Origin of the sequence: Rhizobium sp. Root482, from assembly GCF_001426565.1 — a bacterium.
GTDB lineage: Bacteria > Pseudomonadota > Alphaproteobacteria > Rhizobiales > Rhizobiaceae > Pararhizobium.
In genome coordinates this window covers 241,710-259,976 of record NZ_LMFA01000012.1, presented here as the reverse complement: position 1 = coordinate 259,976, position 18,267 = coordinate 241,710, and the positions used below count along the sequence as shown (strand labels likewise).

The following is an 18,267-nucleotide window of genomic DNA, read 5'->3' as shown; positions in this document are numbered from 1 at the left end:
AGGCGCTCGCCAAACCGGCGAAAGGAGCAACCGATGACGATCGCACAGAACCAGGCCGCCCTTGGGGCCTCAGCGTTGCCCACTGCCGCCGAACGTTTCGGTATTCTCGAACGGCCCGACTTGACCTTCACCCCGGAGATCGCCCGCGAGACCGCCGATCTCTACGAGCGCGTCAAGGCGTTCATCCCGGCTTTCGAATGGCCGGTCTATGCGCCCTATGTGCACGCCATCAACCGGCTGAAGAAAGAACGCGGCGCCGTCATCCTCGCCCATAACTACCAGACGCCGGACATTTTCCACTGTGTTGCCGATATCGTCGGGGATTCGCTCCAGCTTGCCCGCGATGCCACCACCGTCGATGCCGAGATCATCGTCCAGTGCGGCGTGCACTTCATGGCCGAGACCTCCAAACTGCTCAATCCGGACAAGACCGTGCTCATCCCCGATGCAAAGGCTGGTTGCTCGCTGTCCGAATCGATCACCGGCGCCGATGTGCGGCTGCTGAAGGAACGTTATCCCGGCGTGCCGGTCGTCACCTATGTCAACACCTCGGCCGATGTGAAGGCCGAAACCGATATCTGCTGCACCTCGTCCAACGTGCTCGCCGTGGTCGAGAGCCTGGATAGCGACACGGTGCTGTGCATTCCCGACGAATATCTAGCGATGAATGTCGCCAAGCAGACGAAAAAGAAGATCCTGACCTGGAAAGGGCACTGCGAGGTGCATGAGCGCTTCACTGCGGCTGAACTGCTGGCCTACAAGGAAGCCGACCCCACCATCGAGATCATCGGTCACCCGGAATGCCATCCGGACGTGATCGCCGTCTGCGATTTCGCCGGCTCCACTTCCGGCATGATCAATTACGTCAAGGACAAGCGGCCCGCCCGCGTTCTCCTCGTGACCGAATGTTCGATGGCCTCCAACATCCAGGCGGAGATCAAGGGTGTCGATTTCATCAAGCCGTGCAATCTCTGTCCGCACATGAAGCGCATCACCCTGCCGAAGATCCTCGACAGCCTGCTCTACATGACGCAGGAAGTGCTGGTCGATCCGGCGATCGCCGGACGGGCAAGGCTTGCGGTGGAGCGGATGGTGAATTTGAAGCAGTAGAGGGCAGGACGAGCGGTAATGGTGGCGGACCTCTTCTTCCCAGCGGGGAGAAGGTGGCCCGAAGGGCCGGATGAGGGGGAGCCAAGCAAGCGGGAGTTTGCCGCGTCACCCCCTCATCGCCTCGCTGCGCTCGGCTCTTCTCCCCACTGGGGAGAAGAGGGAGACAGTCCCGAAGGAGGAGAGAGAATGCTGACCGATCATTTCCGCCCGCAGTCCTTCAACGGCATCGACGATATCGTCATTGTCGGCGGCGGGCTTGCCGGGCTTTTCTGCGCGCTGAAACTCAGCCCGCGTCCCGTCACGGTGCTGGCCGCGGCCCCGATCGGCCATGGCGCCTCGTCGGCCTGGGCGCAAGGGGGCATCGCCGCCGCCATGGGGATGGGCGATACGGTCGACAAGCATGTCGCCGATACGCTGGTGGCCGGTGCCGGTATCGTCGATGAGAAACTGACCCGCCTGATGGTGGCGGAAGGACCGGCGCGGATTCACGATCTCCTGGCTTACGGCGTTCCCTTCGACCGCGATCTGGAAGGCAAGCTTCTCCTGTCGCGCGAGGCTGCCCATTCCGAGCGCCGCATCGTCCGCGTCAAGGGCGACATGGCAGGCAAGGCGATCATGGAAGCGCTGATCGCGGCCGTGCGCAATACGCCCTCGATCCGGGTTCTCGAAGGCTATGTGGTCGAGGAACTCATGCGCCAGGGACGCTTCATTTCCGGCGTCGTCGCACGGCCGGAAGCCGGTCAGTCGAAGAAGCGCGTCGCCTTTCCGGCACGCGCCGTCGTGCTCTGCTCGGGCGGCGTCGGTCATCTTTTCTCCGTCACGACCAATCCCACCGAGGCCTGCGGGCAGGGCGTTGGCATGGCGGCGCGGGCCGGCGCCATCATCGCCGATCCGGAATTCATTCAGTTTCATCCGACGGCGATCAATATCGGCCGCGATCCGGCGCCGCTCGCAACCGAAGCCCTGCGCGGCGACGGCGCCCATCTCGTCAATTCGGCCGGCCATCGCTTTATGCTCGACATTCACCCGGACGGCGAACTTGCGCCGCGCGACATCGTCTCGCGTGGTGTCTTTGCCGAGGTCAAGGCCGGACGCGGCGCCTTCCTCGATTGCACCAGGGCCGTCGGCGCGTATTTTCCGGACGCCTTCCCGACCGTCTATGCCTCCTGCATGGCGGCCGGCATCGATCCCGTGACGCAGCCGATCCCGGTCGTGCCCGCCGTGCATTATCACATGGGTGGCGTGCTGACGGATGCGGAAGGCCGCACCTCGATCGATGGCTTGTGGGCGGCGGGCGAGGTCACCTCGACCGGCGTTCATGGCGCCAACCGACTGGCGTCCAACTCGCTGCTCGAAGCCGTGGTCTTTGCGGCGCGCATCGCCGAGAACATCAAGGGCATGCTGCCGGAGCCGAAGATCACCGATTGGGGTGACAATGCCGGCGAAAACGACGATCCGGTCACGCTCGAGGACAGCCCGCCGCTGACGGCGCTGCGCCATGTGATGAGCGATCATGTCGGCGTCGTCCGCTCCCGCGAGACGCTGGTGCGCGCCATCCGCGCCATCGCCAATCTCGAGCGCCAGAACACCCGCCTGCGCTTCGGCAATATCCTCACCACCGCCAAGCTGATCGCCACCGGCGCACTCCGGCGCACCGAAAGCCGTGGCGGCCACTATCGCTCCGACTGCCCGGAGACGCGGCCGGAATGGAAACGCCGCACATTCCTGACGCTCGCGGAAGCCGACCGGATCGTCGCCGAGGTCAGTGAGATGGAAGTAGCCTGATATTGCCAGTCAACTGCGGCCTCCCCCAAACTCCGTCATGCTCGGGCTTGACCCGAGCATCCACAGCCCGGGAGTATGGATCCTCGGCTCAAGGCCGAGGATGACGATGGGAGGGGTTCCGCAGACGCGTCCGTCTCCGAACAACCGTGATTTCGAAAGTAACCGCCATGACCCTGACCACCCTTCGCCCGGAACTGCCCGCCCTGATGGTGGAGGAACAGGTCCGATCCGCCCTGCTTGAAGATCTCGGCCGTGCCGGCGACATCACCACCTATGCCACGATCGCCGCGGAGAAGAAGGCGACCGCCGAGATGAATGCCCGCGAGGAGGGCGTCATTGCCGGGCTCGAACTGGCACGCGCCGCCTTTCGCCTGATCGATCCGGCGATCCGCTTCGAGGCGCTGGTGGAAGACGGTGACAGGGTCATGCCCGGAACTGCGCTTGCCCGTATCTCCGGGCCCGCTCGCGGACTGCTGTCGGCCGAGCGCGTCGCCCTGAATTTCCTGATGCATCTGAGCGGGGTCGCCAGCTACACCGCGATTTTTGCCGCCGAAATCGCCCATACCCGCGCCAAGGTCTGCTGCACGCGAAAGACCATTCCCGGCCTGCGCGCGCTGGAAAAATATGCGGTTCGGCTCGGCGGCGGTTCCAACCATCGCTATGGTCTAGACGATGCCGTATTGATCAAGGACAACCACATTGCGGTTTCCGGCGGCGTTGCCGGCGCCGTCCATGCCGCGCGCGCCTATTGCGGCCATCTGGTCAAGATCGAGATCGAGGTCGATGGGCTGGAGCAGATGCGCGAGGCGCTCGTCGCCGGTCCGGATGTCATCCTGCTCGACAATATGGGACCGGAGGTCCTGCGCCAGGCGGTCTCGCTAAATGCCGCTCATTTCCAGCTGGCGGCAGAGGATTATGCTGGCGACCTGCGCCGCACCCGGCTGGAAGCCTCCGGCAATGTCAATCTGCAGACCATCCGCGCCATTGCCGAAACCGGGGTCGACTATATCTCGACATCGAAGATCACCATGGCGGCGCCGACGCTGGATATCGGCCTGGACGTGGTGATCGCCTGAAGGCAGGCGCGCGCGAACGAACTATTCCGGCAGCACGAACGGGCAGACCAGGCGCGCATCGATGCTCAGCATCTTCCCGCAATCATAGCGACAGGTCCTGGAAGACCCGTTCACCGCCTCGTCGATCAGGTTGCAAAGTGCGACCGCCGGCTGGCTGGCACCGCCTTCGAAATAGTCGCGAATGGCCGGCCCATCCTGCGATGTCGTGAGCAGGGTGGCGGCAAGGAAGAGAACAATCGTCTGCATCGCTTCGATTTCGCTCCCTTGCGGATCGTGTGCCGTGCCGGCATCTTTACCAATGGCCGGCAATTGACGCAAATAGGCGCCTGTATCGAGAAGGATCAGCCCGTGTCGCCAGATTTCTGGATGTTCGTCGTCATCGGTTTCTTTGCCCAACTGGTCGATGGTGCGCTCGGCATGGCCTTCGGGCTCTTGTCCACCACCAGCCTGCTTGCCATCGGCATGCCGCCGGTAATGGCGAGCGCCATGACCCATATCGCCGAAATCTTCACCACCGCCGCATCCGGCATTTCGCATGCCTATCATCGCAATATCGACTGGCGCCTCGTTGCGCGCCTGGCTCCGGCCGGCATGATTGGCGGGGCGCTCGGCGCCTTTGGCCTCACCCGGATCGATGGCGACATCATCGAGCCCTTCGTGTCCGCCTATCTGGTGCTGGTCGGCATCTATATTCTGTTCAAGGCGCTCGGCCCCCTCTGGCCGCGCGACGTGAAGGACTGGGCGGTACCCTTCATCGGCTTTGGCGGCGGCGCGCTCGATGCGGCCGGTGGCGGCGGCTGGGGTCCTATCGTCACAACCTCGCTGATCGGTCGTGGCCATGAGCCCAAGAAGGTGATCGGCTCCACCAGCCTTACCGAATTCGCTGTCACCCTGACGATCTCGGCGACCTTCGTGATGACGCTCGGCTGGTCCGATCTTGGTTCGGCGGCTGGCCTGGTGCTTGGCGGCGTGCTGGCGGCTCCGATCGGTGCCCTGGTCGTCAAGCGCCTGCCTGTGCGCCCCCTGATGATCGCGGTTGCGCTGGTGATCATCGCCACTTCGGCCATCCGGATATTCTGACCGGTTCCCGACCAAAACATCGCTGAACTGAAATAATCCGGAACCCCCGGCTCGATGGCACGTTGCAAAGGGAGAAATTCCAGCTCCCGGAGGAACGTCTCATGGAACGCATGATCGCCTTGCTTGCCTTGTCGCTTGCCGCGACGCCCGCCATCGCGCAGTCATCGTCGCAAACGGCCATTGCCAATTTCATCGGAAAGGACGGCAAGGAGACCGGGCGCGCTTCGCTCACCGCGGCCAAGGCCGGCGTCCTGATCGAGCTGGAAGTCACCGGCCTGCCGCCTGGCAAATGGGTGGCGTTCCACGTCCACGAGACCGGCAAATGCGATGCCGCCGATCACCATGAGTCGGCCGGCAAGCATTTCAACCCCGGCGAGACCGAGCATGGTTTTCTCGCCGCCAACGGCCCGCATGCGGGTGACATGCCCAATCAATATGTCGGCAGCGACGGCGTCTTGCGCGCCCAGGTGTTCAACACCATGGTCGTGCTTGACAATGCCAAGAACGGCATCCGCGGCCGAGCCCTTATGATCCATGAAAATTCCGACGACAACCGCAGCCAGCCTTCCGGCGATGCCGGCGCAAGGCTTGCCTGCGCGGTGATCGAGTAAGCCCGATTCGCCTCCTGTTTCAGATGGAGCTACCGGCCGCCGACCTTCAGCCCGGGGGCGGGCCGCTCGTCGAGGATCTGGCGGCGGAAACGGAAGAGGGCGGCCGGCCTGCCGCCGGTGGCCGTCGTCAGCATGCCGGTGGGTTCGACCAGTTCGGCGCCTTCGACGAGGCGCCGGAAATTCTGCTTGTGCAGATGGCGGCCGGAAATGGCCTCGACGGTCGCCTGCAGGTCCGTCAGGGTGAATTCCGGCGGCATCAGTTCGAAGATCACCGGGCGGTATTTGATCTTGCCGCGCAGCCGGGCGACGGCGGTGGCGACGATGCGACGGTGATCATGGCGCATGGTGAGGCCGACCGGCACTGTCTCGCCTGCCTCCATCCGGCCGTCGATGACGGCTTCGCCAACCAGCCCGGCTTCGTAGAGAAGCTCGTATCGCTCAAGCACGCGCTCCTCGTCCCAGGGAAAATCGTCGAGACCGAAGGCAAGGCGCATGCGGGTGCGCCGCTGCGGCAGTCCCATGCGCTCCTCCTGCGACGCTGAGGTTTCCCACAGGCGCAAGGCGGGAAGGATGACCTGGTCGATGACGATCGGACGCCCCTGCCTCCAGTCCTCCCAGGGCAGGTAGCTATACCAGTCGCGCCAATGGGCGCCGGCATCGGTCAGCCGGGCATCGCTTTCCGCGTCGGTGCGGGTCAGGGCGAGATAGCCGACGGAGACCATATGCCGGCTGCCGGTTCCGGTCGTGCGGTAACGGCCCTGGTCGCCAAAAGTGTAGAGCTGCTCGATATAGCCGAGATCAAGCGCCGTCTGCTGTTCGACGCTCGCCCTCAGACTGGTTTCGAAGGTCCGGTGCCTGGCGGGATCGAAAGGGCCGAACGGCAGGCCGTCGCGGTCGCCGTCTCCGCTCACCGAAAGGATGCAAGGAGAGCGGTTCGCCACCGCGACGATGACGGCATTGAGGCCGATCTCGACTGCGATCGGCGCCCCATCCGTCCGGTCGCCGTCTGTCGGACTCTGGCCGATCGCTCCCTCGTCAACCTGCATCGGTGACGGGCTCCGGCAGCGGCGAGAAAAGGAAGGGCGCGTTCCCATCGGCCTCGGCGCCGCGGCCGATCGTCTTGATCGCCGCGATCAGCCTGCCGCCCCGCGACAGGAGGTGATCGCCGATCTCGATCAGCCGCGCGTTCGGCGTGACATAGGCGGAGGCTGCCCGCAGGCGCCGCGCCAGATCCATCTCGTCCTGCTCCGGCTCGACGGCAAGGGCGAGGATGGCGGCGGCGGCCGGAGAGCGCGATACGCCCATCCAGCAATGGACGAGCAGCGGCGCGGTGCGATCCCAGCTGCGGGAAAAATCCACGATCGCGCGCACATGCTCCTCCTGCGGCGCGATCAGTGCGGCATTGCCGGCAAAGCTGATATCATTGACGCCGAGCAGCAGGTGCCGGTCCGCCGCGATGACGGCAGGGCGGTGGAAAGCCTGGTTCTTTGCCAGAAGGCTGACCATTTCCCGGCAGCGATGACGGACGGCCATTTCTCCGATGCGCGACAGGGGTGAAACGATGAGCATGGGCATTCAGGATGTCGCCTTTGCATGAGCGCGCCGCGCCTCGATGGCATGGAATCGCTCGGCGAACCGGCGCTGCGCCTCGATCGCCGGCATCGGCTCGATCGGGATCATCTCGCGGGTGATGCCACGCGGCTGGCCGAAGAATTTCCGGGCTTCCTGAAGCGAAAACCCCGCCAGGATGGTGGCCTCGAAATAGGCGGCGATCTGGTCCGCCTTCTTGATCCGGCTCTTGAGATCGGCGGGCATTGACGAAGGCAGGCCGAAGCGCAGATGGATGGCCGTCTCCAGCCGTTTTTCCACCCCCTTGTAGCCGCCGCCGACCACCGCCTTAAAGGGCGAGATCATGTCGCCGATCACATATTCCGGCGCGTCGTGCAAAAGCGCCAACTGGCATTCGTCCGGCGCGTCGCCATAATGCCGGCGGAAGATTTCCTCGACGACCAGGCTGTGCTGGGCAACCGAAAAGGCATGGTCGCCCTCGGTCTGGCCGTTCCAGCGGGCGACGCGAGCAAGGCCGTGGGCGATGTCGGAGAGTTCGACATCGAGCGGCGAGGGATCGAGCAGATCCAGCCTGCGCCCCGAGAGCATGCGCTGCCAGGCACGCGCAGACATCAGGCGCTCGCCTCGTCGGCCTGCGACGGAAATTCAAGGCCGCTCCAGGCGGGCAGGGCGAGGATGACCGGCTGTTCGCCGGCGAGAATGGCGTCGCCTCCGGCAATCGCCTCGCCCGCCTTGTCGATCCGCACGATCGCCAGGCCCGCACTGCCGATGACAGTGCCGAGCGCACCGATCACCTTTCCCTTGACCGTCAGCGGCGTGCCTGTCGTGGGCAGGGGGCTTGCGGCCGCGACGTGAACGAGGCGGCGGCGCGCCGTGCCGCGATGCTGCATGCGCGAGACCACTTCCTGCCCGACATAGCAGCCCTTCTTGAACGAAAGGCCGCCATTCCTGTCCATCAGCACGTCATGCGGAAACACATCCTGCAGGGCATAATCGGCACCCGGGGCGGCAATGCCGCTGGCAATACGCAGGCTATCGTAATCCGCCGCGTTGCCTTCATTCATGTTTTCATCCGCATAAACGCGAAAGACCGTGCGGCCGGCCTTGGCAAAGCCCGTGTCGCGAAAGCCGCCGGGCACGTCCTCAAGCAAGATGCCGACCACGGCCGGCGCCGTCAGCGCAAGCAAGATCGGCGCCCGCAGCTTGTACATGGTCAGCCGCTTCAACAGGGCCTCGGCCTGGTCGAGCCCGGTTTCGAGCCGGATACAGGCCGCGTCGCGGCTGACGATGAAATCGAACAGGATCTTGCCCTGTGGCGTCAGGAGCGCGCCCGGTCGCGCCTCGCCATCTTCCAACTGGTCAAGATCGGTGGTGATCAGCGCCTGAAGGAAATTCTGCGCATCCTGTCCGCAGACAGTCACGAGAGCGCGGTCGGGAAGGGCGAAGGCCTGCATCGATAGTGTCCTGTTCACAAAGCGTGGTGGCTTCCGGCCGGCGCGTCCGACACATATCGTCCGCGCGCGCGGAAATGAAACAGGTAGGATGTTGTAGCCGCTCCGGCAAGCGCCTTGCCCCGCCTCAGTCTCCGGCGACGAAAAATTTCCACTGTCCATCCGGGGTGATGCCGACACGGTAGAAATTATAGTTTCCGGCTTCGAGCATCTCGGCATAGTCGCCAGCCGTGATCAGCCGGAAAAGATCGACCTTTTCGGGCGCGGTCAGCGTTGCCAGCGGCTTTTCCGTGAAATAGGGCCAGACATAGGCTTCCTCCGGCGTTCCCTTGTCGACCAGCACGAAGCCGGTGGAGAGAACGTCGAGCAGGATGGCCTGGATTTCGATCCCTTCCTCATCGCCGGAAAGTTCCTTCAGCGTCTGGATGGGGTCGCCCTCGTTTCCGCTGACCTGGGTCTGGGTCGGGCCTTTTCCGAGCAGAGGGCGCAGCCGCTCGATATCGCCGGACGCGGCCGCTTCGACGATCAGCTTACGCATCCGCGCAACGGGCGCCGGGATTTTGGAAATATCGGTGAGGACTTCTACCGGCCCGACAGGCTCTTCCTCGAGCGAATCGTCCTTGGTGTCCCGCGAGGGCTTGTTGACCAGCGGATCCGGCATCGGAATCTGCAGTGGCTCAACCTCTTCGGGTTCCTCGATTTCAGGCGTGTCGCCGGTGGTCTCGCCTTGGTCGCTGTCGCCGGGGATCTGTTTCAACTCGCTAAGCGCGAAGGCCGGTTGCAGCGGGGCGATCAATGCGATGGACAGGGCAGCGAAAAGGACCGCACACAGACGAACCGCGAAAGACCGGTTTTCCGACATCTGGCCTATCATGACAGCCTCGAAACTACTGCAGGGTTCGTTCCGGTGAGAATTCCCCGGCCAGCATGCGCTCGCGCAGCGAATTCAACATGGCCTCGGCGCCATCTTCGCCCTGGAGGCGGATGGTCTCGCGCATGGCCAGCGCAATGGCGGCATCGGCGATGATTTCCGGCTCGATGCCGTCGGCCATTCCGTCCGCCCAGGCCTCGTTCTGGTGTTCCAGGGCTGCCTGCATCTTCTCATGAACGATCATGTCGTCGATGTCATTCAGACTGGGTTCCATCATTCGTTCCATGCCGTTTCACGCTCTTTACCCGCCGCCAGACTCGAACGGCGCCACTTCTTACCACTCTCTTAACGACTTTAGCAGCCTTTTCCCGAAACGACACGGGCTCCTGAAGAAAGAGGTTAATTTATGCTTAATTTCCAAAGCGGGCGACGATTTCCGAGGCAAGTGTTGCCCCTTCGGCACGATATTTGCCGTCGGCCGTGACCGCAGCCGGCGTGCAGGCCATATAAACCGAGGCGAATGCACGGTAGCCGCGGTTGAAGGCCGCCGTTAGCCGGGCACGCCGCAAGGCCTCGCTTCCAGCCTCCTTGTCGAGCAGTTCCTGCATCGACCGCCGCCAGTCATCGGCTTTATCGTCCTTGCACAACGTGCGTAGATAATGGACCGATCCGGTGATTTCGGCCAGCCGGAGCAGCCGCGCATCGTAGGGAACGGGCTTTTCGGTATTTGCAGCCGGGCCATTCGCCACGCCCGCCTGCGCCATGGCGGCAGCGGGCAGGCCCGCAAGGACGAGCAAAAACCACCAGCGCGCGACAGGAAAACGGATCATGCCCCTTTCAAGCCTCGAATCACCGCCGCGGCAAGCGGATTTTCGAACAACTGTCATCTCGGCCGAAATGCTTCCAGCTTTTCCACGCATTCGCGCACGCTGTCGGGGATCGGCAGTTGAAATATCTCATCCGCCGTGTACCAGCCGATGCCGGCCGCATCGTCCCCGGCGACCGCTACGATATCCGGATCGGCATCGACCTTGAAAACGGAAAGAAAGAAATGCCGGGCGCCCGTCCCGTCGGCGGTGCGGGGCGGCAGGTCATAGGTCTGGAACAGGTGCGGATTGCGCGCCCGGATGCCGGTCTCCTCGTGAAATTCGCGAAGCGCGGTCTGCGCCGGTGTCTCGCCCAGTTCCGCCCGGCCGCCGGGAAAGGCAAACATATCCATCGAGGGCGGATTGGCGCGCCGCACCAGGAGATAGCGTCCATCCCGTTCGAGGATGGCGGAAGAGGCAAGCTGCGGAGACGTCGTCATGATCCTCAAACCTGGCAAACACCGAAAATCTTGACCTATATTAGGCGAAATGCGATCTGAATGCCATGTGCGGACGATTTTCACTGACGGCGACACCGAAGGAATTGGCGGAGGTCTTCGGTCTCCTGGACACCGAGGATTTTCCGGCGCGCTTCAATATCGCGCCGACGCAGCCGATCCTGGTCGTCCTGGCGAGCGAGCGGCAGAGGCCGGGCAGCAATCTGCCGGAGCGAAGGGCATTGCTCGTGCGTTGGGGGCTGACGCCATCCTGGGTCAAGGATCCCCGTGACTTTCCGCTGCTGATCAATGCACGCGCCGAAACGGCGGTCGGCAAGGCCTCGTTCAAGGCAGCGATGCGCCACCGGCGCGTTCTCATCCCGGCGTCCGGCTTCTATGAATGGCATCGCCCCCCAAAGGAAAGCGGAGAGCCCTCGCAGGCCTACTGGATACGACCTAAGAACGGAGGCATCGTCGCCTTTGCCGGCCTGATGGAGACGTGGTCGTCGGCTGACGGATCGGAAGTCGATACGGCCGCGATCCTGACCACAAAGGCAAATGCAAGGATCGGCGACATTCACGATCGCATGCCGGTGGTGATCGGGCCGGAGGATTTTTCCCGCTGGCTCGACTGCCGGACGCAGGAGCCGCGCGATGTGGCCGACCTCATGGTCTCTGCGGACGAAGACCTCTTCGAGGTCATCGCCGTATCGGATCAAGTGAACAAGGTCGCGAATACCGGTCCTGATCTGCAGACCCCGGTTCAGCCCCGGCTGCAACCGAGCCCGTCGAAACCGAAGGAGCCGCCGACAGATCAGCTATCGCTTTTTTGAAAGGTCAGGCCGGCTGTTTGGGCAGGGCGGCCTTCTTGATGGGCTTTGGCTTGACCTGCAAAGCCGCGGCAAGGACGGCCTTCAGGCCGAGCGGGCGATACTGCTCGACGAGATCGGCCGCTGGGCGCGGACTGTTCTTGTCGGTCTTGGGTGCAGGCATTTCAACTCTCCTTTGGTGTTCCCGCGTCGGTCACGCTTCATCCCGTGTTTTCCACGAAACGGCGCTCCCCATTGTGCCCCAGGAAACAGGCTTTAATGTGCATCCCGCAAGTGCCTGTGTTCCCTGGCGTCCGGCATTCCCAGATAAGTGCAATCATGACAAAACGATGACGAATAATCCAGTATTTCATCATATGATGCTGGAGCGCGCCTGACCTCTTGACCGAAACCGATCGAAGCGCGATAAGTCTCACCATGAAAACGGTTATCTGCATCACCTGCCGGATTATTATTCGCTAGCCTTCCCGCTGGCCTGGCCGTTTTCGTCTCCCAAAAATCAAGATGACAACGCGAAGGTTCAGCCGGGCGATTGCGCGTATTCGGTGATTGCGGAATGGGAGATTGGATATGGGCGCTCGGACGACATTGAGACTGTACAACACGCTGACACGGGCAAAATCGGATTTTGTGCCGATCGATCCGGAAAATGTCCGCATGTATGTCTGCGGCCCGACCGTCTACGATTTTGCCCATATCGGCAATGCCCGCCCGGCGATCGTCTTCGACGCGCTGTTCCGCCTGCTGCGCCATGTCTTTGGCGAAGGTCACGTGACCTATGTGCGTAACATCACGGATGTCGATGACAAGATCAATGCACGGGCGCTCCGAGACCACCCCGGCCTGCCGCTGAACCAGGCGATCCGGCTGGTGACCGAAAAGACCGAGACGCAATATATCGAGGATGCCAAGGCGCTCGGCTGCCTCGATCCGACCGTCCAGCCGCGGGCCACCGAACATATTGCCGGGATGGTGGCGATCATCCAGCAATTGTTGGATCGCGGCCATGCCTATGTGGCGACCGGCGGCGAGGGCAGGGAAGTGCTGTTCTCGACGGGCTCTATGGCCGATTACGGCCAGCTTTCCAGGCGCAAGCTCGAGGACCAGCAGGCAGGCGCCCGCGTGGCCGTCGAGGCGCACAAGAAGGACCCGTCCGATTTCGTGCTGTGGAAGGGCTCCGCCGCCGACCAGCCCGGTTGGTCAGGCCCCTTTGTCGTCGATGGCAAGGATGCCTCCATCTTCGGCCGTCCCGGCTGGCATATCGAATGCTCGGCCATGAGCCAGCACTATCTCGGCGAGGTCTTCGACATTCATGGCGGCGGGCTCGACCTGATCTTCCCGCATCATGAAAACGAGATCGCCCAGTCGCGTTGCGCCCATGGCACGGAGCGCATGGCCAATTTGTGGATGCACAACGGCTTCCTGCAGGTCGAAGGCCGCAAGATGTCAAAGTCGGAGGGCAATTTCGTCACCATCGACGATTTGCTGCACAGCGAGAAGCTCGGCGGCCGCACATGGCCGGGCGAGGTTCTGCGGCTGGCCATGCTGATGACCCATTATCGCGAGCCGATCGACTTTTCGGTGAAGCGGCTCGAGGAGGCCGAACGCCTGTTTTCCAGATGGCCGGTGGCCGAGGCCGACGGTGCAGCGCCGGATGCATCCGTCGTGGAGGCGCTGGCCGACGATCTCAATACGGTTGCAGCCGTCCAGGCCCTGCACGCCCTGGCGCTGGCCGCCAACGCCGATCCGGCGCGTCTGCCGGCCTTTGCCGCAAGTGCCGCGCTGATGGGGCTCCTGCCGCGCAAGAGCGAAGTGGACGAAGCCGTCGCCTCGGCGGTCGATGCACTGGTCGAGATGCGGCTGGAAATGCTGAAGGCGAAGAACTTTGCCGAAGCCGACCGGATTCGCGATGATCTGCTCGCGCGGGGCATTCAGTTGAAGGACGGCAAGGACGCCGCGACCGGCGAGCGGGTGACCATCTGGGAGGTGAAGCGATGAGCGAACCGATCCACACCGGCGGCTGCCAGTGCGGCGCAGTGCGGTTTCGCGTCGAGGGCGCGCTGGGCGATGCTTCCGTCTGCCATTGCCGCATGTGCCAGAAGGCCTTCGGCAATTTCTATGCGCCGCTTGTTTCCGTACATCAGGCGAATCTGGCCTGGACGCGCGGCGCGCCCAAATATTTCCAGTCGTCCAATGCCGTCCGGCGCGGCTTCTGCGGCGATTGCGGCACGCCGCTCAGCTATGAGGCGCCGGATGGCGTCGCGCTGGCGATTGCCGTCTTCGACAAGCCGGACGCGATCGCGCCGACCATCCAGTGGGGCATCGAGGGCAAGCTCTCCTATGTCGATCATGTGGCGGGACTGCCGGGCGAGGAGACGATGGCCGATCAGGGGGCCACGTCCTTTCTCAACGACCTCGTTTCCTATCAGCATCCCGATCACGACACCGATACCTGGCCACCGGAGGAAAGATGATGACCGACAGAATTCGAACCGGCGGCTGCCAGTGCGGCGCCGTGCGCTTCAGGATAAAGGGTGAACTGGGTCGCCCGTCGATCTGCCATTGCCGCATGTGCCAGAAACAGTTCGGCGGCTTCTTCTCCGCGCTGGTGACGGTTCCCGAAAGCGAACTGGAATGGACCCGCACGGCGCCCAGCTATTTCCAGTCCTCGGTGAATGTGAAGCGCGGCTTCTGCGCGAACTGCGGCACGCCGCTTGCCTATCTGCATCCGGGCGGTCTCGAAATCGCCATCGGCACCTTTGACAACAGGTCCGACCTGGCGCCGCAAATCCAGGTCAATTATGCCGCGCGGCTGCCATGGGTGACGACGATCTTCGACCAGCCGACCTATGACGATCCGGATTTCTATTCCAAGCAGGAACAGATCATCTCCTTCCAGCATCCCGACCACGATACCGCCCACTGGCCAGAACACGGATTGAAACTATGACCGGCGACTTGCGCAGCCTCTACCCCGAAATCGAAGCCTATGCCTCCGGCCATCTCGACGTCGGCGACGGTCATGTCATTTACTGGGAAAAATCCGGCACGCCCGGCGCCAAGCCGGTTGTCTTCCTGCATGGCGGCCCCGGCGGCACGATTTCCCCCAGTCATCGCCGCCTGTTCGATCCGAAGCTTTATGATGTGACCCTGTTCGACCAGCGCGGCTGCGGCAGGTCCACGCCGCATGCCGAGCTTCAGGCCAACACCACCTGGCATCTGGTTGCCGACGTCGAGCGGCTGCGCGAGATGGCCGGCGTCGACAAATGGCAGGTCTTCGGCGGCTCCTGGGGCTCGACGCTGGCACTCGCCTATGCGCAAAAGCATCCCGAGCGTGTCTCCGAACTGGTGCTGCGCGGCATCTATACGCTGACCAAGGCGGAGCTCGACTGGTATTATCAGTTCGGCGTCTCCGAAATGTTCCCGGACAAATGGGAGCGCTTCATCGCGCCGATCCCGCCGGCCGAGCGTCATGAAATGCTGCATGCCTATCATCGCCGCCTGACCAGCGACGACAAGGCGACGCGTATTGCCGCCGCCAAGGCCTGGAGCCTTTGGGAAGGCGAGACGATCACGCTTCTGCCGGAGCCGGCGACATCGACGCCGTTCGAGGAAGAGGACTATGCGCACGCTTTCGCGCGGATCGAAAACCACTTCTTCGTCAATACCGGCTGGCTGGAGGAGGGGCAATTGCTGCGCGACGCGCACAGGCTCCACGGCATTCCCGGTGTCATCATTCACGGCCGCTACGACATGCCATGCCCGGCGAAATATGCCTGGGCGCTGCACCAGGCCTGGCCGGAAGCGGAATTCCACCTGATCGAGGGGGCCGGCCACGCCTATTCGGAACCCGGCATCCTCGACCGGCTGATCCGCGCGACGGATCGGTTTGCGGGGAAATCATAGGAGCAGAACTGACCCTCATCCGGCCTATCGGCCACCTTCTCCCCGTAAACGGGGAGAAGGGAATTGCCGCAACACCGGTCGTCCCCTCTCCCCGCTCGCGGGGAGAGGGCTAGGGTGAGGGGCATTGTGGAAAAGATATATCGTTCCTTTGGAGGGAACAGCGATGACGAAGACCCGCGAACGCATCTATCTCTTCGACACGACGCTGCGCGACGGCCAGCAGACGCCGGGCGTCGATTTTTCCGTCGAGGACAAGATCGCCATCGCCGCGATGCTGGACGCTTTCGGCATGGACTATGTCGAAGGCGGCTATCCCGGCGCCAATCCCACAGATACGGAGTTTTTCAAGGAAAAGCGCACAAAGACCGCCCGTTTCGTCGCCTTCGGCATGACCAAGCGCGCCGGCGTCTCAGCCTCGAACGATCCGGGACTGGCAGCGGTGCTGCAGGCCGAAAGCCATGCGGTCTGTCTCGTTGCCAAGAGCTGGGACTATCACGTGCGTGTCGCGCTCGGCTGTTCGAACGAGGACAATCTGGAATCGATCCGGGCCTCGGTCGAGGCCGTCACGGCAAGCGGCCGCGAGGCGATGATCGACTGCGAGCATTTCTTCGACGGCTACAAGGCCAATCCGTCCTACGCACTCGCCTGCGCAAGGACGGCCTTCGATGCCGGCGCCCGCTGGATCGTGCTGTGCGACACCAATGGTGGAACGCAGCCCTTCGAAATCCGCGAGATCGTCGCCGCCGTCATCGCGCATGGCATTCCGGGCGCCCATCTCGGCATCCACGCCCATAACGATACCGGACAGGCTGTCGCGAATTCGCTGGCCGCAGTGGAGGCCGGCGTGCGCCAGGTTCAAGGAACCTTGAACGGGATCGGCGAGCGCTGCGGCAATGCCAATTTGGTGGCACTGATCCCCACCCTGGTGTTGAAAGAGGCCTATTCAAGCCGTTTCGAAACCTCGATAGACGCGGAGCGGCTGCAGGAACTGACGGCACTCTCGCATTCCTTCGATGAGCTTCTGAACCGCTCGCCGGACCAGCAGATGCCCTATGTCGGCGCCTCCGCCTTCGCCACCAAGGCTGGCATCCATGCCTCGGCGCTGCTGAAGGATCCGCGCACCTACGAGCATGTGACGCCCGAAAGCGTCGGCAATCTGCGCAAGGTCATGGTCTCCGACCAGGGCGGCAAGGCCAATTTCATCAATGCGCTGAAACGGCGCGGTATTGCCGTCTCGAAGGATGACCCGAAGCTCGACAAGCTGATTTCGATCGTCAAGGAGCGGGAGGCGACCGGCTATGCCTATGAGGGGGCCGATGCCAGCTTCGCCATCCTTGCCCAGCGGATATTGGGCTCGGTTCCCGACTTCTTCCATGTGGAAAGCTTTCGGGTCATGGTCGAACGCCGGTTCGATGCCAATGGCCAGCTGAAAACGGTGTCGGAAGCGGTGGTCAAGGTCTGGGTCAATGGCGAAGCCACCATGTCGGTCGCCGAAGGCCACGGGCCGGTCAATGCGCTCGATCTGGCGCTCCGCAAGGATCTCGGCAAATACCAGTCGGAGATCGAGGATCTCGAACTGGTGGACTACAAGGTCCGTATCCTGAATGGCGGCACCGAGGCGATCACCCGCGTGCTGATCGAATCCGTCGATGGCACCGGCGCCCGCTGGTGGACGGTCGGGGTCTCCGACAATATCATCGACGCCTCGTTCCAGGCCCTGATGGATTCCATCGTCTTCAAACTGCTGAAGAACCGGGATCAAGCGGGACTGGCTGCGGAGTAGGGCGGAGGCCGTGGTCCTAAGGCGGAGGCGCGATAGATCAGCAGATCAGCCGTTTTCTTCAATGCCTTCACGCGTGCGTGCTCGATCTGTAGCCTTTTGGACGGACTCAAGGCCTCGTTCAATCATAACGCTAACCAATTCGAAGCTCTCCGCATCGGGCATCGGTGGACGACTGGTTGCATCTCCGTAACGGGCATTGGGACGCTGGCGACCTAACTCGTTGAATAGCGCTACGAAAGCGGCGTTTATATTACCGAGGCGTGACCAGTTGTTAATTGCGCTAGATATCGTTGAATGCGTCTTGGAACTCACTGCGCGACTTCTATGCAAGATCAGCTCTGCCTTACAAATCAGTTCTGATGCACTGAAGAGATTGTCCACCGTCGGCCCGGCGTGACCTAAGATACTGCTTGTCTTTGCAACTTCAAGAAACTGATTTGCTAACTCCAACATATCTCGGGCTTTCGCCCTTCCGCTCATAAAGTTGAAAATCATTGCCCACCCCTCGCCGGAACGGACAATAGTAAAATGCCCATGATCAAGTAATTCATCAGGCAGTTCGAATGTCTCGACAGTTTCGAGATCGTCTGAATAAACCGGATCACCTTTTTGAAATTCACGGCGAGGGCGGACCAGTGCTTCGCCCTTTACCTCCTCGTTCAAAAGGACGCGGTTGTCTCCTTTTTCTGGGAACAGAACCTGTGCGATGTAAAGATGAAAGTTCCCAGATATTCTCCCAAAGGCCCTTCGGCGTTCGATCTCCGGCCTGAAAAACAGTTCCCACATCTGATTAAACGTCGTATGCCAAGGCTCTATTGCTGCAATATCAGGCTGCTGCGTAGTGTCGGGTGCGGCGTCTGTCGGCATGTTCGAGGTCTCACTCTATCGTCGC

The 18,267-nt window shown here is 62.5% G+C and carries 22 protein-coding genes; 11 read left to right on the top strand and 11 right to left on the bottom strand.

The genetic code is table 11. From position 1 onward, the window contains the following. Window positions 1-33: 33 nt before the first annotated feature. The 3 genes from nadA to nadC all read left to right on the top strand — a co-directional run bounded on the left by nadA (window position 34) and on the right by nadC (window position 3,971). A complete protein-coding gene (nadA, locus tag ASD31_RS09275; RefSeq protein WP_056332131.1) occupies window positions 34-1,110 on the top strand; it encodes a quinolinate synthase NadA in 1,077 nt (358 codons plus the stop codon). Window positions 1,111-1,296: 186 nt separating this feature from the next. Beyond that, window positions 1,297-2,895 (top strand): L-aspartate oxidase, encoded by a 1,599-nt coding sequence (locus ASD31_RS09270; RefSeq protein WP_056332129.1) that lies wholly within the window; start codon window positions 1,297-1,299, stop codon window positions 2,893-2,895. Window positions 2,896-3,068: 173 nt separating this feature from the next. Beyond that, window positions 3,069-3,971: a carboxylating nicotinate-nucleotide diphosphorylase gene (nadC, locus tag ASD31_RS09265; RefSeq protein WP_056333144.1), complete on the top strand. Its 903-nt coding sequence runs from the start codon at window positions 3,069-3,071 to the stop codon at window positions 3,969-3,971. A gap of 21 nt (window positions 3,972-3,992) precedes the next feature. On the opposite strand, the gene ASD31_RS09260 is transcribed toward nadC, so the two are convergent. Next, the gene (locus ASD31_RS09260) at window positions 3,993-4,217 is read right to left on the bottom strand and encodes a hypothetical protein (protein WP_056332128.1); all 225 of its coding nucleotides are present in this window, start codon (window positions 4,215-4,217) and stop codon (window positions 3,993-3,995) included. A gap of 120 nt (window positions 4,218-4,337) precedes the next feature. Between ASD31_RS09260 and ASD31_RS09255 the strand changes: the two genes are divergently transcribed. Then, window positions 4,338-5,051, top strand: coding sequence for a sulfite exporter TauE/SafE family protein (locus ASD31_RS09255; RefSeq protein WP_413813811.1), 714 nt, complete (start codon window positions 4,338-4,340; stop codon window positions 5,049-5,051). Between the two features lie 110 nt (window positions 5,052-5,161). Continuing rightward, window positions 5,162-5,662: a superoxide dismutase family protein gene (locus tag ASD31_RS09250; RefSeq protein WP_413813810.1), complete on the top strand. Its 501-nt coding sequence runs from the start codon at window positions 5,162-5,164 to the stop codon at window positions 5,660-5,662. Between the two features lie 29 nt (window positions 5,663-5,691). On the opposite strand, the gene ASD31_RS09245 is transcribed toward ASD31_RS09250, so the two are convergent. The 8 genes from ASD31_RS09245 to ASD31_RS09210 form a co-directional block, all read right to left on the bottom strand. Further along, window positions 5,692-6,708 carry an NUDIX hydrolase gene (locus ASD31_RS09245; protein WP_244483796.1) on the bottom strand — a complete coding sequence of 339 codons (1,017 nt, stop codon included), beginning with the start codon at window positions 6,706-6,708 and terminating at the stop codon, window positions 5,692-5,694. Then, on the bottom strand, window positions 6,698-7,237 hold the full coding sequence (locus tag ASD31_RS09240) for a tyrosine phosphatase family protein (RefSeq protein ID WP_056332125.1): 540 nt from the start codon (window positions 7,235-7,237) through the stop codon (window positions 6,698-6,700). Before ASD31_RS09240 ends, ASD31_RS09245 begins: the two co-directional genes overlap by 11 nt. After that, the gene (locus tag ASD31_RS09235; RefSeq protein WP_056332124.1) at window positions 7,238-7,843 is read right to left on the bottom strand and encodes a YfbR-like 5'-deoxynucleotidase; all 606 of its coding nucleotides are present in this window, start codon (window positions 7,841-7,843) and stop codon (window positions 7,238-7,240) included. Continuing rightward, window positions 7,843-8,685 (bottom strand): YgfZ/GcvT domain-containing protein, encoded by an 843-nt coding sequence (locus tag ASD31_RS09230; protein ID WP_056332122.1) that lies wholly within the window; start codon window positions 8,683-8,685, stop codon window positions 7,843-7,845. The genes ASD31_RS09235 and ASD31_RS09230 overlap by 1 nt, the downstream gene beginning before the upstream one ends. Window positions 8,686-8,809: 124 nt before the next feature. Further along, window positions 8,810-9,556 (bottom strand): hypothetical protein, encoded by a 747-nt coding sequence (locus tag ASD31_RS09225; RefSeq protein ID WP_413813806.1) that lies wholly within the window; start codon window positions 9,554-9,556, stop codon window positions 8,810-8,812. Window positions 9,557-9,569: 13 nt separating this feature from the next. Beyond that, entirely contained in the window at window positions 9,570-9,839 is a 270-nt protein-coding gene (locus tag ASD31_RS09220) for a hypothetical protein (RefSeq protein ID WP_156392573.1), read from the bottom strand. Between the two features lie 124 nt (window positions 9,840-9,963). Continuing rightward, window positions 9,964-10,383 carry a TIGR02301 family protein gene (locus ASD31_RS09215; RefSeq protein ID WP_056332118.1) on the bottom strand — a complete coding sequence of 140 codons (420 nt, stop codon included), beginning with the start codon at window positions 10,381-10,383 and terminating at the stop codon, window positions 9,964-9,966. A gap of 53 nt (window positions 10,384-10,436) precedes the next feature. Then, the gene (locus ASD31_RS09210) at window positions 10,437-10,862 is read right to left on the bottom strand and encodes an NUDIX hydrolase (RefSeq protein ID WP_056333134.1); all 426 of its coding nucleotides are present in this window, start codon (window positions 10,860-10,862) and stop codon (window positions 10,437-10,439) included. A 62-nt stretch (window positions 10,863-10,924) separates the two neighbouring features. On the opposite strand from ASD31_RS09210, the gene ASD31_RS09205 reads away from it, so the two are divergent. Further along, window positions 10,925-11,689, top strand: coding sequence for an SOS response-associated peptidase (locus ASD31_RS09205; RefSeq protein WP_056332116.1), 765 nt, complete (start codon window positions 10,925-10,927; stop codon window positions 11,687-11,689). A 4-nt stretch (window positions 11,690-11,693) separates the two neighbouring features. Here ASD31_RS09205 and ASD31_RS26305 read toward each other — a convergent pair whose 3' ends face one another. Continuing rightward, window positions 11,694-11,849: a hypothetical protein gene (locus ASD31_RS26305; protein WP_200952150.1), complete on the bottom strand. Its 156-nt coding sequence runs from the start codon at window positions 11,847-11,849 to the stop codon at window positions 11,694-11,696. A gap of 407 nt (window positions 11,850-12,256) precedes the next feature. Here ASD31_RS26305 and cysS point away from each other — a divergent pair, with 407 nt between their 5' ends. The 5 genes from cysS to cimA all read left to right on the top strand — a co-directional run bounded on the left by cysS (window position 12,257) and on the right by cimA (window position 17,375). Then, a complete protein-coding gene (gene cysS, locus ASD31_RS09195) occupies window positions 12,257-13,684 on the top strand; it encodes a cysteine--tRNA ligase (RefSeq protein WP_056332112.1) in 1,428 nt (475 codons plus the stop codon). Next, on the top strand, window positions 13,681-14,160 hold the full coding sequence (locus tag ASD31_RS09190) for a GFA family protein (RefSeq protein WP_056332110.1): 480 nt from the start codon (window positions 13,681-13,683) through the stop codon (window positions 14,158-14,160). Before cysS ends, ASD31_RS09190 begins: the two co-directional genes overlap by 4 nt. Further along, the gene (locus ASD31_RS09185) at window positions 14,160-14,636 is read left to right on the top strand and encodes a GFA family protein (protein WP_056332108.1); all 477 of its coding nucleotides are present in this window, start codon (window positions 14,160-14,162) and stop codon (window positions 14,634-14,636) included. Before ASD31_RS09190 ends, ASD31_RS09185 begins: the two co-directional genes overlap by 1 nt. Further along, window positions 14,633-15,592, top strand: coding sequence for a prolyl aminopeptidase (gene pip, locus ASD31_RS09180; RefSeq protein WP_056332106.1), 960 nt, complete (start codon window positions 14,633-14,635; stop codon window positions 15,590-15,592). Before ASD31_RS09185 ends, pip begins: the two co-directional genes overlap by 4 nt. Window positions 15,593-15,755: 163 nt before the next feature. Next, on the top strand, window positions 15,756-17,375 hold the full coding sequence (gene cimA, locus ASD31_RS09175) for a citramalate synthase (RefSeq protein ID WP_056332104.1): 1,620 nt from the start codon (window positions 15,756-15,758) through the stop codon (window positions 17,373-17,375). Window positions 17,376-17,420: 45 nt separating this feature from the next. Here cimA and ASD31_RS09170 read toward each other — a convergent pair whose 3' ends face one another. Next, window positions 17,421-18,242, bottom strand: coding sequence for a hypothetical protein (locus ASD31_RS09170; protein WP_056332102.1), 822 nt, complete (start codon window positions 18,240-18,242; stop codon window positions 17,421-17,423). Window positions 18,243-18,267 lie beyond the last annotated feature (25 nt).

Excerpts from the sequence above, each read along its gene's own strand:
- nadA (WP_056332131.1), top strand. The coding sequence starts at position 34 with ATGACGATCGCACAGAACCAGGCCGCCCTTGGGGCCTCAGCGTTGCCC.
- ASD31_RS09245 (WP_244483796.1), bottom strand. The coding sequence starts at position 6,708 with ATGCAGGTTGACGAGGGAGCGATCGGCCAGAGTCCGACAGACGGCGAC.
- pip (WP_056332106.1), top strand. The coding sequence starts at position 14,633 with ATGACCGGCGACTTGCGCAGCCTCTACCCCGAAATCGAAGCCTATGCC.
- ASD31_RS09205 (WP_056332116.1), top strand. The coding sequence starts at position 10,925 with ATGTGCGGACGATTTTCACTGACGGCGACACCGAAGGAATTGGCGGAG.
- ASD31_RS09240 (WP_056332125.1), bottom strand. The coding sequence starts at position 7,237 with ATGCCCATGCTCATCGTTTCACCCCTGTCGCGCATCGGAGAAATGGCC.
- cimA (WP_056332104.1), top strand. The coding sequence starts at position 15,756 with ATGACGAAGACCCGCGAACGCATCTATCTCTTCGACACGACGCTGCGC.
- ASD31_RS09255 (WP_413813811.1), top strand. The coding sequence starts at position 4,338 with ATGTTCGTCGTCATCGGTTTCTTTGCCCAACTGGTCGATGGTGCGCTC.
- ASD31_RS09190 (WP_056332110.1), top strand. The coding sequence starts at position 13,681 with ATGAGCGAACCGATCCACACCGGCGGCTGCCAGTGCGGCGCAGTGCGG.
- cysS (WP_056332112.1), top strand. The coding sequence starts at position 12,257 with ATGGGCGCTCGGACGACATTGAGACTGTACAACACGCTGACACGGGCA.
- ASD31_RS09170 (WP_056332102.1), bottom strand. The coding sequence starts at position 18,242 with ATGCCGACAGACGCCGCACCCGACACTACGCAGCAGCCTGATATTGCA.
- ASD31_RS09270 (WP_056332129.1), top strand. The coding sequence starts at position 1,297 with ATGCTGACCGATCATTTCCGCCCGCAGTCCTTCAACGGCATCGACGAT.
- ASD31_RS09230 (WP_056332122.1), bottom strand. The coding sequence starts at position 8,685 with ATGCAGGCCTTCGCCCTTCCCGACCGCGCTCTCGTGACTGTCTGCGGA.
- ASD31_RS09225 (WP_413813806.1), bottom strand. The coding sequence starts at position 9,556 with ATGATAGGCCAGATGTCGGAAAACCGGTCTTTCGCGGTTCGTCTGTGT.
- ASD31_RS09235 (WP_056332124.1), bottom strand. The coding sequence starts at position 7,843 with ATGTCTGCGCGTGCCTGGCAGCGCATGCTCTCGGGGCGCAGGCTGGAT.
- ASD31_RS09260 (WP_056332128.1), bottom strand. The coding sequence starts at position 4,217 with ATGCAGACGATTGTTCTCTTCCTTGCCGCCACCCTGCTCACGACATCG.
- ASD31_RS09185 (WP_056332108.1), top strand. The coding sequence starts at position 14,160 with ATGACCGACAGAATTCGAACCGGCGGCTGCCAGTGCGGCGCCGTGCGC.
- ASD31_RS26305 (WP_200952150.1), bottom strand. The coding sequence starts at position 11,849 with ATGCCTGCACCCAAGACCGACAAGAACAGTCCGCGCCCAGCGGCCGAT.
- ASD31_RS09250 (WP_413813810.1), top strand. The coding sequence starts at position 5,162 with ATGATCGCCTTGCTTGCCTTGTCGCTTGCCGCGACGCCCGCCATCGCG.
- ASD31_RS09215 (WP_056332118.1), bottom strand. The coding sequence starts at position 10,383 with ATGATCCGTTTTCCTGTCGCGCGCTGGTGGTTTTTGCTCGTCCTTGCG.
- ASD31_RS09220 (WP_156392573.1), bottom strand. The coding sequence starts at position 9,839 with ATGGAACGAATGATGGAACCCAGTCTGAATGACATCGACGACATGATC.